At 47.3% G+C, this 14,695-nt stretch carries 14 protein-coding genes and 15 tRNA genes; 6 read left to right on the top strand and 23 right to left on the bottom strand.

Annotated elements, in window-relative coordinates; translation table 11 throughout:
* Nucleotides 1-15: 15 nt before the first annotated feature.
* Nucleotides 16-654: a 7-carboxy-7-deazaguanine synthase QueE gene (locus U2F10_RS00320; protein ID WP_163703546.1), complete on the bottom strand. Its 639-nt coding sequence runs from the start codon at nucleotides 652-654 to the stop codon at nucleotides 16-18.
* The gene (locus U2F10_RS00315; protein WP_163699893.1) at nucleotides 654-1,046 is read right to left on the bottom strand and encodes a 6-pyruvoyl trahydropterin synthase family protein; all 393 of its coding nucleotides are present in this window, start codon (nucleotides 1,044-1,046) and stop codon (nucleotides 654-656) included. The genes U2F10_RS00320 and U2F10_RS00315 overlap by 1 nt, the downstream gene beginning before the upstream one ends.
* Before the next feature lie 115 nt (nucleotides 1,047-1,161).
* Here U2F10_RS00315 and U2F10_RS00310 point away from each other — a divergent pair, with 115 nt between their 5' ends.
* Nucleotides 1,162-1,371 carry a hypothetical protein gene (locus U2F10_RS00310; RefSeq protein WP_499870125.1) on the top strand — a complete coding sequence of 70 codons (210 nt, stop codon included), beginning with the start codon at nucleotides 1,162-1,164 and terminating at the stop codon, nucleotides 1,369-1,371.
* A 179-nt stretch (nucleotides 1,372-1,550) separates the two neighbouring features.
* Nucleotides 1,551-1,814, top strand: coding sequence for a hypothetical protein (locus U2F10_RS00305; protein ID WP_499870123.1), 264 nt, complete (start codon nucleotides 1,551-1,553; stop codon nucleotides 1,812-1,814).
* Between the two features lie 9 nt (nucleotides 1,815-1,823).
* Here U2F10_RS00305 and U2F10_RS00300 read toward each other — a convergent pair whose 3' ends face one another.
* Nucleotides 1,824-2,024, bottom strand: a complete 201-nt coding sequence (locus tag U2F10_RS00300) for a hypothetical protein (protein ID WP_156828459.1) — start codon at nucleotides 2,022-2,024, stop codon at nucleotides 1,824-1,826.
* 631 nt (nucleotides 2,025-2,655) lie between these two features.
* Between U2F10_RS00300 and trpS the strand changes: the two genes are divergently transcribed.
* On the top strand, nucleotides 2,656-3,666 hold the full coding sequence (trpS, locus tag U2F10_RS00295) for a tryptophan--tRNA ligase (protein WP_499870121.1): 1,011 nt from the start codon (nucleotides 2,656-2,658) through the stop codon (nucleotides 3,664-3,666).
* A gap of 131 nt (nucleotides 3,667-3,797) precedes the next feature.
* Nucleotides 3,798-4,772, top strand: coding sequence for a methylenetetrahydrofolate reductase (locus tag U2F10_RS00290; RefSeq protein WP_163699899.1), 975 nt, complete (start codon nucleotides 3,798-3,800; stop codon nucleotides 4,770-4,772).
* Between the two features lie 101 nt (nucleotides 4,773-4,873).
* Here the strand turns inward: U2F10_RS00290 and U2F10_RS00285 are convergent, their stop codons facing one another.
* Both U2F10_RS00285 and U2F10_RS00280 read right to left on the bottom strand, forming a co-directional pair.
* Nucleotides 4,874-5,641: a hypothetical protein gene (locus tag U2F10_RS00285; protein WP_499870119.1), complete on the bottom strand. Its 768-nt coding sequence runs from the start codon at nucleotides 5,639-5,641 to the stop codon at nucleotides 4,874-4,876.
* A gap of 63 nt (nucleotides 5,642-5,704) precedes the next feature.
* A complete protein-coding gene (locus U2F10_RS00280; RefSeq protein WP_163671168.1) occupies nucleotides 5,705-6,355 on the bottom strand; it encodes a hypothetical protein in 651 nt (216 codons plus the stop codon).
* A 590-nt stretch (nucleotides 6,356-6,945) separates the two neighbouring features.
* Between U2F10_RS00280 and U2F10_RS00275 the strand changes: the two genes are divergently transcribed.
* Together U2F10_RS00275 and U2F10_RS00270 are read left to right on the top strand one after the other, a co-directional pair.
* Nucleotides 6,946-7,251, top strand: a complete 306-nt coding sequence (locus U2F10_RS00275; RefSeq protein WP_499870117.1) for a hypothetical protein — start codon at nucleotides 6,946-6,948, stop codon at nucleotides 7,249-7,251.
* A 153-nt stretch (nucleotides 7,252-7,404) separates the two neighbouring features.
* Nucleotides 7,405-10,587: a two-partner secretion domain-containing protein gene (locus U2F10_RS00270; RefSeq protein WP_499870115.1), complete on the top strand. Its 3,183-nt coding sequence runs from the start codon at nucleotides 7,405-7,407 to the stop codon at nucleotides 10,585-10,587.
* Nucleotides 10,588-10,720: 133 nt separating this feature from the next.
* Here the strand turns inward: U2F10_RS00270 and U2F10_RS00265 are convergent, their stop codons facing one another.
* The 18 genes from U2F10_RS00265 to U2F10_RS00180 all read right to left on the bottom strand — a co-directional run bounded on the left by U2F10_RS00265 (nucleotide 10,721) and on the right by U2F10_RS00180 (nucleotide 14,689).
* Nucleotides 10,721-11,188, bottom strand: a complete 468-nt coding sequence (locus U2F10_RS00265; RefSeq protein ID WP_499870114.1) for a hypothetical protein — start codon at nucleotides 11,186-11,188, stop codon at nucleotides 10,721-10,723.
* A 386-nt stretch (nucleotides 11,189-11,574) separates the two neighbouring features.
* Nucleotides 11,575-11,651: transfer RNA gene (locus U2F10_RS00260), tRNA-His, on the bottom strand.
* A gap of 24 nt (nucleotides 11,652-11,675) precedes the next feature.
* Nucleotides 11,676-11,776, bottom strand: a tRNA-Ala gene (locus U2F10_RS00255).
* 11 nt (nucleotides 11,777-11,787) lie between these two features.
* Nucleotides 11,788-11,862, bottom strand: a tRNA-Arg gene (locus U2F10_RS00250).
* A 3-nt stretch (nucleotides 11,863-11,865) separates the two neighbouring features.
* Nucleotides 11,866-12,315: a riboflavin biosynthesis intermediates N-glycosidase gene (ybiA, locus tag U2F10_RS00245; protein WP_499870112.1), complete on the bottom strand. Its 450-nt coding sequence runs from the start codon at nucleotides 12,313-12,315 to the stop codon at nucleotides 11,866-11,868.
* 330 nt (nucleotides 12,316-12,645) lie between these two features.
* Nucleotides 12,646-12,742, bottom strand: a tRNA-Arg gene (locus U2F10_RS00240).
* A 308-nt stretch (nucleotides 12,743-13,050) separates the two neighbouring features.
* Entirely contained in the window at nucleotides 13,051-13,509 is a 459-nt protein-coding gene (locus tag U2F10_RS00235) for a DIP1984 family protein (protein ID WP_490794896.1), read from the bottom strand.
* 47 nt (nucleotides 13,510-13,556) lie between these two features.
* Nucleotides 13,557-13,630 (bottom strand) — tRNA-Leu (locus U2F10_RS00230).
* A gap of 18 nt (nucleotides 13,631-13,648) precedes the next feature.
* A tRNA-Lys gene (locus U2F10_RS00225) sits at nucleotides 13,649-13,720 on the bottom strand.
* Nucleotides 13,721-13,762: 42 nt separating this feature from the next.
* A tRNA-Lys gene (locus tag U2F10_RS00220) sits at nucleotides 13,763-13,862 on the bottom strand.
* Nucleotides 13,863-13,938 (bottom strand) — tRNA-Leu (locus tag U2F10_RS00215).
* 20 nt (nucleotides 13,939-13,958) lie between these two features.
* A tRNA-Leu gene (locus tag U2F10_RS00210) sits at nucleotides 13,959-14,032 on the bottom strand.
* Between the two features lie 3 nt (nucleotides 14,033-14,035).
* A tRNA-Pro gene (locus tag U2F10_RS00205) sits at nucleotides 14,036-14,134 on the bottom strand.
* 3 nt (nucleotides 14,135-14,137) lie between these two features.
* Nucleotides 14,138-14,214 (bottom strand) — tRNA-Leu (locus U2F10_RS00200).
* Between the two features lie 22 nt (nucleotides 14,215-14,236).
* A tRNA-Leu gene (locus U2F10_RS00195) sits at nucleotides 14,237-14,314 on the bottom strand.
* 48 nt (nucleotides 14,315-14,362) lie between these two features.
* Nucleotides 14,363-14,435: transfer RNA gene (locus U2F10_RS00190), tRNA-Gln, on the bottom strand.
* A gap of 1 nt (nucleotide 14,436) precedes the next feature.
* Nucleotides 14,437-14,512, bottom strand: a tRNA-Gln gene (locus U2F10_RS00185).
* Nucleotides 14,513-14,613: 101 nt separating this feature from the next.
* Nucleotides 14,614-14,689: transfer RNA gene (locus U2F10_RS00180), tRNA-Asn, on the bottom strand.
* Nucleotides 14,690-14,695 lie beyond the last annotated feature (6 nt).

The raw sequence follows: 14,695 nt of genomic DNA, 5'->3' as shown, positions 1-14,695 counted from the left end.
CATCTCCCCCTATTCCTACCTAACTCCCAAGAATTTGTGGGTTTGCAAGCTCATACGCCAGCCAGAATGCCGTTTGACATAGTCAAATACCAGCCGCTGACTATGGTCACTGGTCCATTCCGGCTGCAGTAGCTTAATGGTGGTCACCGGCACCTGGGCCGCTTGCTCTTGAGCCCAAATCAGATCGTCTTCGGTGCTAATCACCACTTTCAGTTCATCTGCCTGGGCATAGATACTGGACTGGGGTGGCTTAAAGCGTTTCGGAGACAATGAGACCCAGTCAAACTCACCGCTAAAGGGATGGGCCCCTGAGGTTTCTAGATGAATGCGTAACCCTGCCTGTCGCAGTGCCTGGGTGAGGGGGGCCAGATCGTGCATCAGGGGTTCGCCCCCAGTAATGACCACCATGAAGGGCTGGGCTGTGTGCGCCTGTTTGACCAACTCACCCATGGTCTGCTGCGGATGGGGCTTGGTGCTCCAGGAAATTTTGGTATCACACCAGGGGCAGCCCACATCACACCCAGCCAAACGAATAAAAAATGCGCTGGCCCCGCACCAGGTTCCTTCGCCTTGCACAGAGTGAAAGGTTTCAACTATCGGGTAAGTAGTTTCGGCAATATCTGCCGTAGGAGACAAGGTTAGTTCGCTCAGCATCATGCACCCTCATCGTATTCAACCCAAGAATCGGGAGTTTCGGACACCGCCACCTTTAAAGTGACCCCGACAGGTAGCGACTTACAGGTCTTGTCGTAGATGTATTTGGCAATCATCTCAGCGGTCGTTTCATACCCCTCCGGCAGCACCTCATTGAGTAGGCAATGATCCAGCCCCCCTTTTTCCACATCGCGTTTAGCCCAACGCAGGGTCCGAAAATCTGTCACCATCACCTCATGGGGACAATATTCAGAGCTGTGGAGCTTAGCGGCAGCCGCTTCCATACGAACTCGATAGGTGTGGCCATGCATACGTCCGCAGGGGCCGTCATAGTCTTTGATGAAGTGCGCAGCATCAAAGGTAAATTCTGTTTTGAGAGTCCACTTGGCCATGGGTGCTGGAAAACTGATAGGCAGTTTCCCATGATAATTCAGAAATCACTACAACCTGAGTTGTAAGGAAAATATCAGACGCTGAAAATCCAAGAAATCTAAAGTATTCACGAGCATGGCAAATCAAGAACCTAAAAACCTGGCAGAACAGCAGTTAATCCAATCGTTAGATTCGCAACAGTTAGCCCTGGTAGCAACCTGGCTATTATCCGAACTAGAGCATCGGTTTGAAGAAGGCTATAGGCATCCTGATATGGTCTGGTCACTAGCCTGGATGAGTCACAAGCTTTGGATATTGTCATCTAACAAACAAAATCCCCAATAGCTATATGCGGTCAGCTATCGGGGATTTATTGTTGGCAAATGCAAAGATTAGCAACATCCTAAGTACATAATTTGCGTAGTTTTACTGTACTTTTTACGTACATTCTTCCTATTTTTCCAAACATAACGACTCAAAAAACTAGACTTAATCTTAATCCCCCGTTAATTTCCCCTTGAACTATGCGTACAGAAACCCCTCTTCATTCCAGCGAGCAGGTACTGCTCAACTCACTGACGCCAGAACAAATGATGGCGGTCGCCGAATGGATGGGTATAGAGACAAAACTGAGAGCCAAAGAAGGTTATAGCCAGCAAGTAAAAGACACCTTAGAATCCATGGCTGAGCGGCTACGAGATCTAGCTCCACAAAGTAAGTTTTTTACCAAACCCAGTCACAAAAAGGCACCTAAAGGATACGTCGTCAGTTACCTGGAAGTCTTGTAGAACCTAAGGTTAAGGCGCTTGCCCCCCTTCAACCACGGGAACCTCAATCGACTCCTGAACTTCTGGCCTCGCCTTACTGATCCTGGCCAACATCGCCAGCAAAAACCCTTGGGGAGGGAGATGGCTTGGGCGCTTGGCATTCATAGCCATTGCTTTAATAATGGCTTCTTCTATATCGCCACCGTCTAGAATCGTGGTGATTATCCACATGCGTGCGTATTTTTTAGGCAACATTGTTCACATAATCTTTGCAAAGTAACTAAAAAGCATCAGCAAATTTAACTAGATACTTATCAGGAATTTTTACCAGGTATTCGCAAATACGTACTCTTGTGTTGGTAAGTGCATGGGTGATATGGGGTAATTAGCGTCTTATAAATTGAACAGTTACAGCGAAAACAATTGATACATAGAGCTTGCAGCAACTATACATTCAGCATGAGCCAATGCTCAGCCGTACTCACCAGAAAAAGTAAAAAATCCGTCAACTGCCAAGGGCAAACGATAAACTACATAAAATTTTTACATTTGTTTGACTAGGTAACGGAGTGTTGACTAAGCGATGTGGCTGAACGTTTGCCTACATTCCACATCAAGATCTTAGCGTCGAGCTAGACACCAACATTTGAGCAACCAAAGCTTCCCTCAGACCCAAAGCTGAATTTCTATGACTGAAAGCCTCGGTGGTCTTATAGAATCTTTCAGAAGTGCTTGATGCTAGGTCAAGCTGACGACATTCTAATGTTGGGTACCCCCTTTATCTTGGTCGTAGACATTTAAGTCTTGTCCTGCCAAAGACTACCCACGGATCAGAACCGCAATTTTCTCCATCCCCTCATCCATGACTAAAAAGCGTATCCTTTCAGGCATTCAAACCACTGGCAACTTGCACTTGGGGAACTATCTCGGCGCGATTCGTAACTGGGTAGAGATGCAGAATGAGTATGATTGCTTCTTATTTTTGGCCGACCTGCATGCCATCACCGTTCCCCACGATCCAAAACTGCTGGCAGAAAATACCTATAAAGTCGCGGCGGCTTACTTGGCCTGCGGCATTGATCCAGATCGCTCAACGGTCTTTGTGCAATCCCACATCAGTGCCCATAGTGAACTGGCTTGGCTGTTCAACTGCATCACCCCCCTAAACTGGTTGGAACGGATGATTCAGTTTAAGGAAAAGGCTGTCAAGCAGGGAGAAAACGTTAGTGTCGGATTGTTGGATTATCCGGTACTACAGTCTGCAGACATTTTGTTGTATGAACCCGACCTGGTGCCCGTTGGTGAAGACCAAAAGCAGCATATTGAGCTCACCCGCGATATCGCGGTCAGACTAAACCATCAGTTTGGCAAGAAAAAAGAACCGGTACTCAAAGTGCCCGATGCCTTGATTCGTACTGATGGAGCACGGGTCATGAGTTTAACCGATGGCACTAAGAAAATGTCCAAGTCAGACCCATCTGAACTTAGCCGCATTGAAATTGGCGATACCCCTGATTTGATTAAGAAGAAGATCAAAAAATGTAAGACTGACCCCATGCGTGGGTTGGAGTTTGGTAACCCAGAGCGTCCCGAATGCAATAATTTACTGACGCTGTATATGCTGCTATCGGGTCAAGAAAAAGCAGCCGTAGCAGAGGAATGCGCCGATATGGGTTGGGGTCAGTTTAAGCCGTTGTTAACGGAAACTGCGATCGCAGCCCTACAGCCAATTCAAGAAAAGTACCAGGCCCTGATGGATGATCGTAGCTATCTTGAATCGGTGCTCAAAAAGGGTAATGAGAAGGCTACAGTTATTGCCAATAGCACCTTAGCTAAGGTTAAGGACGCGTTAGGCTATTCAAAACCGCTATAAAGATTACTGTCCCACTGTCCCGTACCATGGAGGATATCCACTGGACATCTGTTGACTATTCCCCAGGTGAAGCATTTCCCAGGGGAGCGATGTTCTATCTCTCTACAATCTTGCTTAAATAATTTTTTTCGATGAGCACATCTAACGGCTTCCATTCAGCACCTTCGCTGTTGCGGTCTGCGATCGCAAACCATAAATTTATCATTACCGCCGAGGTGATGCCCCCCAAGGGCGGAAACCCCAGCCACATGATCAAAATGGCGCAGCTGCTAAAAGGACGGGTGCACGGTGTCAATATCACCGATGGCAGCCGGGCCGTGTTGCGGATGTCCTCGCTAGCCTCGGCAGTATTGCTTAAGCAAGCGGATGTTGAACCCATTTGTCAGATGGCCTGTCGAGATCGCAACCGCATTGCCCTCCAGGCTGATCTGATGGGAGCCCATGCCCTGGGCATTCACAATGTTTTAGCCTTAACCGGTGACCCCGTTAAAGCGGGCGACCACCCTAAAGCGCGAAGCGTTTTTGATCTCGAATCTGTGCGGCTGTTGCGAACCATTGGCCAGCTCAACCGGGGGATTGACCTCAACGAGAAAAAATTACCCGACGGTCCCCTGAACATTTTTGCCGGAGCCGCCATTGATCCCCAGAGCCCCAGCTGGTCTGGCTTACAAAAGCGCTTTGAGCGTAAGGTCGAAGCTGGTGCCCAATTTTTCCAAAGCCAGCTAATCTCTGACTTTGAGCGTCTAGAAAAGTTTATGACCCAGATTGCAGCCCAGGCCCAAAAGCCCATTTTGGCTGGCATCTTCCTGCTCAAGTCGGCTAAGAATGCAGCTTTTCTAAATCGCAATGTGCCTGGCGTTCACATTCCAGATGACATTATCAACCGTCTGGCCACAGCGAAAGAACCCTTGCAAGAAGGAATTGCGATCGCGGCTGAGCAAATCAAACTGGCTCAAAGTCTGTGCCAGGGTGTGCATATTATGGCCATTCGTCGCGAAGATCTGATTCCAGAAATTTTGGACCGGGCAGGCATTGGCCCGGTTGACAAACCGAAAACATCGATGGAAACGCCTCAGCCATTAGAATTTCCAGTGTTGCAAAACTAAACCTGATCTATGAATTTACAGCCTCAGCCCATGGCAGATCGTGGGAGCGGTTAGACCTGACCATTGTCCCAAAAGCATCATGCCCTGCTTACGCCACACCCCTAGGTCTGCGCAGAAATCCCCACCAAGGATTGCAAGTCATAGTCGCGATCGCAATCCCTCAGGCAAATTCCCGCACTAATCACCGCTAGCTCATCCTGAGCAAGGGTACTCGTATGAGACTCACCATCCGCCGTAGTCCAATGAGCTGACCAAAAGTCTCCTTGCTCCTGACAATGTTGCAAATTACCATCGCCAGTTTTAATCGCTAAGCTATAGGCCGTAAGAGCCTCTGGGGTTAAGCCTGCCATATGCAGCTCATCGGGCGCAGTACCCTCAGCAAGCGATTGACAAAGGTAGGGTGAGATTGCATGCTCTGCTGACCGCTCTCCCTGCTCAAACCAGAAAGCATTGCCATCCCAGCGAGCAATCACCTGATCAAAGGCAAACGCATCAGTCACCAAATGCACCACCACAGGCCTCACTTCCCCTAGCTGCCGGTGCACATCAGCTTCATTAATTGGATAAGCTAACCAGCTACGATGATATAACCGATGCACTAAATAAAATCGAAACGGCTGCAATCGCCGTAAATATTGCGCTATCTCAGGTACTCCTGCTTCCTTAACCAAGGTAACAGTCTCATAGGTCGTCGGGCGAAACAGTCCCCAACCTTCAAAAGGCCATCCCTTTAATGTAAATGTATACACCAATCCGTTCACACGGGTACGCAAATAGCCCTGGCGTACACAGGGGGCTAAAAAGTCTGATTGACTAACAGTCTGTTCAGTCTCGATTAAGTGATTCAGTAGCTGATGGATACTTACCATGGGGTCACCTCCTGAATATCTTTAACAGTGACCCCGGTGTGAATTCCTAACGGATATCCCAAGCTATACGGGATCTTGCTTAATTGCCTGGACAAATTCCACAATTTTCTGCGGAACGTCCGGAAAAAGGCTACCGAGTTTTTTAATAACGTTATGGATGCCCTCACTGCCTCCAGCAATTAAACCGGCTGTTAATATGACATCCAACACTCGAAACAAATAGAAGCGAAAGATCTCCAACACAGACTCTGGTACTGGAAAGTTGAATGCATTTTCTAGCGATCGCACACCCACTAAACTAATCAGCGCCCCAAAAACAATAGCCACTTGCAAAAGATTCTGGCGCATGTAGGTTCTATAAACCCGAAGCTTTTCCTCTGCATTAAATAAGCGCAGCTGAGTTGCTTCAATAACTACACTCTTCAAACTCGCCTCAGCCTGAGCCAATAGCCCCTGAAGCTCTAGCTGCATCTGCTCTACCTGAACAGCTAATCGCTCTTTCTCCGGTGATAAATATGAAAGCTTGTATACCTCTAGGGCACGCTCTAAAAAAAGAGCTATAACTATCAGGATTGTCAGCTGCTGGATAACAATCTTAAGAATAGAACCCTGCAGTGCAGGGGGATCCATTGGAATCAGGATATACAATAAACCACATACTAAAACTGCATAGAACGCATAACGAGGAAATTTTAGTAGGGATTCACGGTCCATAGAATTACATCCAGATAGCTCTCTGTTTGAGCATTCCATTATCCATGGCTGCTTGTCTACAGTTTCTATAGATTCTTCACTGCCCCAAAATAACGTGGTCGCCAATAAAAGCATGGGCTAGAAGTTATTAGTTATTGGGTATTAGGTGTGCGGTTAAGGTGCATGGCATAAAGCTAAATTTAAGACCCACAATGCTCAATCCAAAACTCATAACTAAGCCCTCAGGTTCTCTATCTAAGAGAGCAAGTCACGAACTTTTTTCAGGTCTCGCTTACTACACTGACGTTTCTTTGCAGCGTAGATCCTTCGACCATATGTTCGCAAAGCTTTTTTGGCATCAATTGTCTCTTTGAGTAACATATCCCAGACAAAGGAAGATGATAATACCTCAAAGGTAATGCGGCGATCTGGATCGGATTCTTGACAACAAAACAGCGACTGAGGTGAGCAGTCAAATTCTGTCAACAAAGTCTGAGACCTTGTTCACCTTGTTCAGAATCCATGTAAATTCTGCAAATAAGTCTCAGCAGTCCGTTAACGCGATTTACAATGGTTTTGGGTATGTTGTTGTTAACACGTCTTGTTTTGCTATGACTGCGACTGTGCCTAATCCAGCTGAACCGCTAGGGCCTGAGATCGCTAACCGGTTACCTTCACCCTTAGACACAATCTATCGGGGGCACACTGAGCAGATAGGTTATCCACTCAGTTTTCTCACCCGGTTTTTATTGATGGAATACCTGGAGATCAATAACCTTATCCCTAGTGGTGAGCTGCTGCCCCGGCGGGGTTACTTTGGAGAGAACGAAGAGATTGAGGTGCTTGAGATCACGGTCACCGAGGCTGAAGACAGAGCACAAGCTAAAGCTGCTCCCGAAATTGGACAAGGGGGTTGATAAAATCTGCAGTAGTCATGGCAATAGGCAGAGTGTGTTTTCGTTTGCTCTTTATCGCCTATTGCCGCTTCTTAGTACATCACTCTCTACATATTTGTACAAAGTTCAGAACCTGTGGTAATTTTGCAGTAATCCCATAGCCCCTTCGTTACTATGGCTACTTATGCTGGCTTAAGCTGGACGCTACTTTCCAGGCATCCATCTTTGAGTGTTGGTATAGTATTGGCACTGGTTGCAACGGCCACTCTACCCGTGGCCGCTCAGGCGCAGATCGCCCCAGATACTACGCTGGGATCTGAGAATTCAACGGTTACGCCGGGAGCGATTGTCCAAGGCGACGTTGCCGATCTGATTGAAGGGGGAGCGCTGCGAGGTAGCAATCTCTTTCACAGCTTCCTGGAGTTCAACGTTAATGAAGCCCAGCGTGTCTACTTCGCCACTCCCGCAGGCATTGAATCCATCTTGAGCCGTATTACCGGCAGCGATCCATCGCTGATTTTTGGCACCTTGGGAGTAGATGGTCCCGCAGACCTCTTTCTCATGAATCCTAATGGCTTTGTGTTTGGTCCAAATGCCACCTTAGATATCCAAGGTTCATTAGCAATCACTACCGCAGATTATATCCAATTGGGTGTGGAGGGGCGCTTTAGTGCAATCGATCCTACATCAGACAATTTGCTGATGGTTGACCCCTCAGTTTTTTGGTTTAGTGAACTAGTACAGTCAGAAGGAATCGAAGTTGCCGGAGCAAACTTGCAAGTTCCCCCCAGAGAATCGCTAATGCTAGTAGGTGGCGAGATTCTGATTAATGGAGGACAACTAAATGCACCTAGCGGCTATATAGGAATCGGTAGTATTCAATCCGTTGGGGCAGTGCCAGTGATTTTTGAAGGTGGTTCTCTCCGTATGACTTTTCCTAAGGATATTTCTAGAGGTGATATCACCCTGATCAATAACTCTCAATTGAGTACAGTAGGCACTGGCGGAGGCGAAATTGAAATCTTTGCAGATAATTTTCTTTTAGGCAATCAGAGTATAATTTCCTCTGGAATAGGTTTTTTAGAATTGGCTTTTGATCAAGCGGGGGATATTCTGATTGATGCTGATAGAAACGTAGATATAACCAATGGAAGTGAAATTCTCAACTCAGTAGGTTTTCTTTCTATTGGAAACTCTGGCAATATTTTAATTAAAGGCAGAGAAAGAATAGATATCTCGAATAACAGTACGATTAGCAACTCAATAAACTTCCTTGCTGATGGAAATGCTGGCAATATTAGCATTGCTACTGATGGAGATTTTATTCTTTCAGCGACTGGCAAGATTCAAAGCACTGTCAACCCCGGCAGTACTGGTGATACAGGAAACATTTTCATCGCTGGAAATAACCTGGAGCTTTTTGATGGTGCTGAAATTACAGCTGTCAACCAAGGATTAGGTAGTGCCGGCGACATCAAGATTCAAGCAATCGAAGATATCACTATCCAAGGCTTTGATCAGATGTTGGTGACATCTGTCTCTACCTTGGATAGTGCCTCTCTGCCTGAGGATGCTACTAATGGTGATTTAGTCATTTTTGCCCAAAACTTATCGATAGAGGGTAATACTCGATTATCAACTAATAGTGTGGGTGTCACGCCTGTATTACCCTCTGGCAATATTTCTATTACTGTAGAAGACGATATTATCTTAAGTGGTGCGGATGTTGAGATTCTAGCTGATACCTCTGGAGATGGGGCTGCTGGCAATATCGCAATCAATACAGGTTCTTTTTTGGCTGAGAATGGTGCAAGTCTGTCTGCTGGCAATCTTAGAGGAAAAGGGAGTGGAGGTAACATCATCATTCTTGCTGAGGATATCATCTCCTTTTCAGGTGTAGGTACCATACCATCTAGTGCACTGGTAGCTACGGCTGCTGAAGGTAATAGTGGTAGCATCATTTTTGATTCGAGACTTTTGTCGATAACTGATGGCGCACAAATTTTGGCAGACACTCTTTCAACAGGTCAGGGTGGAGATATCTTTATTGATGCTGAGCAAGTACTAATTGAAGGTGGAAATTTTTTAGAGGGAAGCAGTAAAGCATCAGTTAGTGGTATCTTTGCAACCTCTCAACCTGAAGCAGATGGTGATAGCGGCAGTATTGAGTTCCAAATTGACACACTTACTATGAATAGTGGTGCTCAACTTGCAGTTGGGACAGGGGGCAGCGGTGATGCAGGAGATATTATAATCACAGCAACTGGGCCAATTCTAGTAAATGGTATCGGAATAGAGGAAATTGTCACTGAAATCGCTGCCGAAACAGGGCAGGAGTCAACAGGAAGAGGCGGCAAAATTAATATCCGAGCTGCTTCTCTATCTGTAACTAATGGTGCTCGGCTTAATGTCTCCAACTCAGGAATTGGTAATGCAGGGAGGTTGACGTTAGAGATTGCTGATGTTGTCCGCTTTGATGGGGGTTCTGTCAATGGCAATGCCAGTGGAGCCTTTAGCCGTATCACAGAAAGTGGCGTTGGTACTGGTGGAGATGTGCAGATTACTGCTGTTAGCTTAGATCTATCAAATGGAGCAGTACTGTCTACTGAAAATTTAGGGAGAGGTAATGCCGGGAGTATCATTCTCAACCTTCAAAATCAATTACGAGCCAATAATGGAACAATTTCTACGGTGGCAAGTTCCGGATCGGGAGGACGCATTGAAGCCGCTGCAGATAACATTTTCCTAGAAGGCGACAGCGACATTACCACCTTCGTCAATACTGGCGCAGGGACTGGCGGCAATATTACCCTGACGGCTGAGTTCATCATCGCCCTCAATGAAAGCGATATTCTTGCCTTCTCTGCCGACGGTATCGGAGGCAATATTTTCCTGGATACCCCGGCCTTCTTTGGCGAAAATTTCCAACCCACTCCGCAACTGGTCAGTCTCGCAGAACTGCAAGCCCTCGACGGCAACGATCGCTCCGATATCAACGCCACTGGAAGAATTGCCTCTGGCACCATCTCTCTCCCCGATGTCAGCTTCATTGAAAATAGCCTCACCGAGCTTTCTGGCGATTTAGTCACCACCACCACCCTGATTGCTGGCAGTTGCATTGTCCACACTGACAGCACCGACGGCTCCTTTATCGTCACGGGGGCGGATGGGCTGCCGCAGCAACCGGGGACTGATGATGTCGCGGGGTTCCCGACGGGTGAGGTGCGAGGCAGTGATGGGGCGATCTCAGAGCAAGTCCAGGACGTGGTTGAGCAACGGAGCAACACCGTACTAGAACCCACTGGCGTCTATGAACTGAATGATGGTCGGCTAGTGTTGAGTCACGAGTGTAACTAAGCTAATTACCCTTGCTAGGGTCTACGAAAGGCAAATACTCACTGATACCAGATATTCTCTATTTGACGATACTGCTCATAAGCACTGATTTCAATCTCACGTTTAGGGGGGGTAGGTTCCCACCTACGGCACGTCAGGGGAGCCACACACAGCAATCTAGTTTCAGGGTGCACATAGAATTTTTTCCATAGCTGTCTGCTAAAGAAGGCCGTTCGCCACGCCAGGACCAACGATTATTGTTGGCATACGGTAGACCATCAATAATTTCCACATGCTGTTCTACAAAATCCCAAAGGTGATCAATCACATGCTGACCAGCCATGGTACGAGGATTAAGATCACGACAGAGACGACTATACACCTGGTCCCAGGGTTGACCCACTTGCGATTGCAACAACTTACGCAACGGTCCTAGATGATCCGATAACCACTTCGATTTCCGTCGTGGCTTAATCAGATATGGGCTCAGCAACCCATCTTCGGTTGCTACCCGCGTAATCTGCTCCAGCTCTTTGCGATATCCTTTGAGTTTTTTAGAACTAATACGCATCCCACCTCGGGGACGCTCAATCACAATTTCACTCAGTCGATGTTCGCTCATAATGCAAACTCAATAACAATCTTATGTAAGGCTATGCTTTCCGGGCATTTTTTATTACACCCATGCCAGGTAAGACTTTCAACCGAATATGGGCCATTTCGGCCTCCAACGATAACAACTAATGGAGAGGACGGGACTCGAACCCGCATCGACCAACGATAACTTTCAGGGAACGCGCTTCCTTACTACCCGCAGGCAGATGGGAACTTCCCCCATCTCGGACAATGAATTCCTTTTAGTGCTTCTGCAACCTGTTATCCGTTTACGGTTTTCGGGAAACGTCGCGATGCAACTATGAACCCTACTTTGGTAAACCTGGTCGTCCTGATGGGAACCGTCTTCCAACGTTTTTACGGCTGCCTTGTCCAATTTAGGCTACCTCCCCTTGGGTTGACCGACGGGGCTTGAACCCGCTAACACTGGTTTCACAGACCAGCTCCTCGTCCACTTCGGATTCGGCCAACATAATAAATTCGAAGAGATTATTTGGTGGACACTGGTCGGAATTGTAGGCGTAAGCCTTCTCGCTAGAGTACCGACATCTTTCTGCTTGCAAGGCAGATGCTTTTCCAGTTAAGCTACAGGCCCATTGTTTGCAGTGGCAGGAGTGGTAGGATTTGAACCTACACAGATCGATTTAGAAGATCGATGCCCATCCTCTAGGCGACACTCCCTTGCTAAGCTGTTGCTCGAATTGTTGACCTCACAACTTCTAAAATTTGACCTAATTTGTTCAGACCGTTGCCATCTTTTCCACATCCCAAATAGTAATCTCCAGGAGCATTTTCAACCAATGTCTCATTGTCAGTCCCTAGCAAAATAGCTTGGATATCAGCATGTGTGCGAAATTTAGTGAGCACGGCTCGATGCATAATGTCATCTTTGACCTGTTCCCAATCAGGACGAAGGGGATGGCTTCGGTTTCGACCCATCACAGCCGCATCCTTGGGTGCTTTCGCATTGCCAATTTTGTCGGCCCAGCTTGGATCGGTTTCTATGAATTTCTGAGCCTGGAAGTAATGTTCTGTTGTCGGCCACCATCGACCATCTAACAACACACCATGTCTCGAAAAATTTGAGAAACACCCGTAAGGTTCTTCGCGATTGCTATAAAAATAAATCGTCATAAAAACCTCCACCTTCATTCAGGAAATCCTTGTAGAGGCAGTGCCTTGTGCCTGCCCTGTTGCAGAATCTTGTGATGAGTTTTTACACACTCCTTAGAGGATGGCTACTTTAAAGCCGACCTTTCAGATTCTTCGCGATCCCTGTTTGCAAACGCACACTGTTTTGGTATTGCCGTTACTCTCGTACTTAAAGTATGTAGACTCTAACCGTGAGGGCACGCATTATGATTCTGGCCTCCTGAAGAGACGTTCCATAGAATGTCTCTTCAGGGTAATTTCTAAATAACATAAACTTCAATAAAAACAACCTCCTTACTGGTTAATAACAAGCACCTCTACTAGGATTTGTAGGCTTTACCTTCTCGAAAAGTACCTAGGACCATCGCCTTCGAAGGGCGCTGCTCTGAATCCGCTGGGCTATGGAAGCAAGTGGTAGTCCCGATAGGAATCGAACCCGTAACCTTCTGTGGGTAAAACAGCTGCTCTGCCAATTGAACTACACCAGCAATAGTCCCCGAACCCACCCTCACTAAATTCAACCGATCAACACAAGGTAGTAAGCAGTCACAATAGGATGTGCACTTGTCACAATGCTGGGCGTAATTTATAAACGGGAATCGAACCCATTTGCACTGCCCCAGCGCATCCAAGGGTCGTTTGGTATACGACGTTTCCAACTTACCCAGTTGGCGGGTTGTGTTCGCTTCTGTTGAATTTAGCTACCGACTATTTGTTTTAACCACCTAACAGGTCAATCTGCCAGTTCAGCGATTGAATCTGGGCATCTAGTAAACGATAATCCCGTGAGATATCGTCTAACTGACGCTGTAGACTACCAATATCTACTGTACTCACAAATCTCACCTCTGAACGGCTGTACCGATCATGGGTAATGGAGGCGGCTTGGATTAGGTTTTCCAAAACACTTCGCTTAGTGAATAGAGTATCCCGCTGAGCCAGGGCATCTGACAGAGAACCCTCAGCAAATGCTGTATTAGCATTAGTCTGATTGATCCGCTGCACCAAACGGGTAAGTTCAGTAATTACAGTATCCACCTCTGACAACAGCTCTTGGGGGTTCTCGGGAGGCTGTTCACCTTCCTGGACCTTGGCACTGCGGGTCAAACGCTGACGCAGCTGAGCAATTCTCTTCTGACAATCTGCCCGTTGCATTAAGGCTTCTGCAAGCTTCATCGGATTCACCTCCTTTTGTAAGTTTGTTGCTATTGGCATTACTGCCATACCCCTGACAGGAGTCGAACCTGCAAAAAATCCGTTTTAAGCGGATCATATCTACCAGTTGCATCACAGGGGCAAGGGACTTAAAAGTCCATGGGCTGTGTAGGATTCGAACCTACGCTCTTCCGTTTAAGAGACGGCTGCTGTACCACTTAGCTAACAACCCAGAAAACATATGTAGGGTGGGCAATGTCCACCATCCAAAATTTGGTGGGCCGCCAGAGATTCGTTCGCAAAGCGTCTCCGCTAGGAGTTACTCTGATCTGTCTGCTTAAAAGGCAGCCACTCTACCATTGGGCTAACGACCCTGGTACTCTCGGTGGGAGTCGAACCCACAAAAACTAGATCCTCGGTCTAGTGCGTATGCCGTTCCGCCACGAGAGCATATTTGGGCAAACGCCCAGTACCCTTGGTGGGAGTCAAACCCACAAAATCTGGTCTCTGAAGCCAGCACGTATACCGGTTCCGTCACAAGGGCAAATGGTCGGGATGGCAGGATTTGTAGACGCCAGGCTTCTCGAAGAGTACCTGCGGCTCCTTGTCCCCAAAACAAGGCTTCTGACCACTGAATTACATCCCGATTTGGTACCCTTGGTGGGAGTCGAACCCACAACAACCGCATTCTAAGCACGGCATGTCTACCAGTTGCATCACAAGGGCAAATTGTCGGGATGGTAGGATTTGGTACTCCTGATGGGAGTCGAACCCACACGTAAGCTGGTTTTGAATCAGCCGCCTCTTCCAGTTGGGCTACAGGAGCAAGAAATGGAGAAATTAAATCGACCCAAGCATGATCAAATCTCTCCAATTCCCCCGCTAGGGTTTGAACCTAGAATCTTCGCAGTCAAAGTGCGAGATGTTGCCAGTTACACCACAGGGGACTGGATGCCGAGGTAGGATTTGCACCTACAACCTCCTGATTCAGAGTCAGGCGACTTGCTAATTCGTCCACTCGGCAATAGTTACTGCTGATTTGAAGCATATTCTGTCATTAACCTCGTCACTAGCGGAATATATTTAACTTGACTTAATCGGGGATCAGCCACACCCGACAATCAATGGCTGGGGCGAGAGGAGTCGAACCTCCAACTTCCTGGGTAACAACCAGGCGCTCTGCCAATTGAACTACACCCCATTGAGC

The organism is Leptothoe sp. EHU-05/26/07-4, from assembly GCF_043421015.1.
Classification (GTDB): Bacteria; Cyanobacteriota; Cyanobacteriia; order Phormidesmidales; family Phormidesmidaceae; genus Leptothoe; species Leptothoe turfae.
This window is presented reverse-complemented; position numbering and strand designations above follow the sequence as displayed.

What these genes read in the sequence shown, in the direction of transcription:
- U2F10_RS00320 (WP_163703546.1), bottom strand. Translation starts at nt 654, where the DNA reads ATGCTGAGCGAACTAACCTTGTCTCCTACGGCAGATATTGCCGAAACT.
- U2F10_RS00315 (WP_163699893.1), bottom strand. Translation starts at nt 1,046, where the DNA reads ATGGCCAAGTGGACTCTCAAAACAGAATTTACCTTTGATGCTGCGCAC.
- U2F10_RS00310 (WP_499870125.1), top strand. Translation starts at nt 1,162, where the DNA reads ATGGCAAATCAAGAACCTAAAAACCTGGCAGAACAGCAGTTAATCCAA.
- U2F10_RS00305 (WP_499870123.1), top strand. Translation starts at nt 1,551, where the DNA reads ATGCGTACAGAAACCCCTCTTCATTCCAGCGAGCAGGTACTGCTCAAC.
- U2F10_RS00300 (WP_156828459.1), bottom strand. Translation starts at nt 2,024, where the DNA reads ATGTGGATAATCACCACGATTCTAGACGGTGGCGATATAGAAGAAGCC.
- trpS (WP_499870121.1), top strand. Translation starts at nt 2,656, where the DNA reads ATGACTAAAAAGCGTATCCTTTCAGGCATTCAAACCACTGGCAACTTG.
- U2F10_RS00290 (WP_163699899.1), top strand. Translation starts at nt 3,798, where the DNA reads ATGAGCACATCTAACGGCTTCCATTCAGCACCTTCGCTGTTGCGGTCT.
- U2F10_RS00285 (WP_499870119.1), bottom strand. Translation starts at nt 5,641, where the DNA reads ATGGTAAGTATCCATCAGCTACTGAATCACTTAATCGAGACTGAACAG.
- U2F10_RS00280 (WP_163671168.1), bottom strand. Translation starts at nt 6,355, where the DNA reads ATGGACCGTGAATCCCTACTAAAATTTCCTCGTTATGCGTTCTATGCA.
- U2F10_RS00275 (WP_499870117.1), top strand. Translation starts at nt 6,946, where the DNA reads ATGACTGCGACTGTGCCTAATCCAGCTGAACCGCTAGGGCCTGAGATC.
- U2F10_RS00270 (WP_499870115.1), top strand. Translation starts at nt 7,405, where the DNA reads ATGGCTACTTATGCTGGCTTAAGCTGGACGCTACTTTCCAGGCATCCA.
- U2F10_RS00265 (WP_499870114.1), bottom strand. Translation starts at nt 11,188, where the DNA reads ATGAGCGAACATCGACTGAGTGAAATTGTGATTGAGCGTCCCCGAGGT.
- ybiA (WP_499870112.1), bottom strand. Translation starts at nt 12,315, where the DNA reads ATGACGATTTATTTTTATAGCAATCGCGAAGAACCTTACGGGTGTTTC.
- U2F10_RS00235 (WP_490794896.1), bottom strand. Translation starts at nt 13,509, where the DNA reads ATGAAGCTTGCAGAAGCCTTAATGCAACGGGCAGATTGTCAGAAGAGA.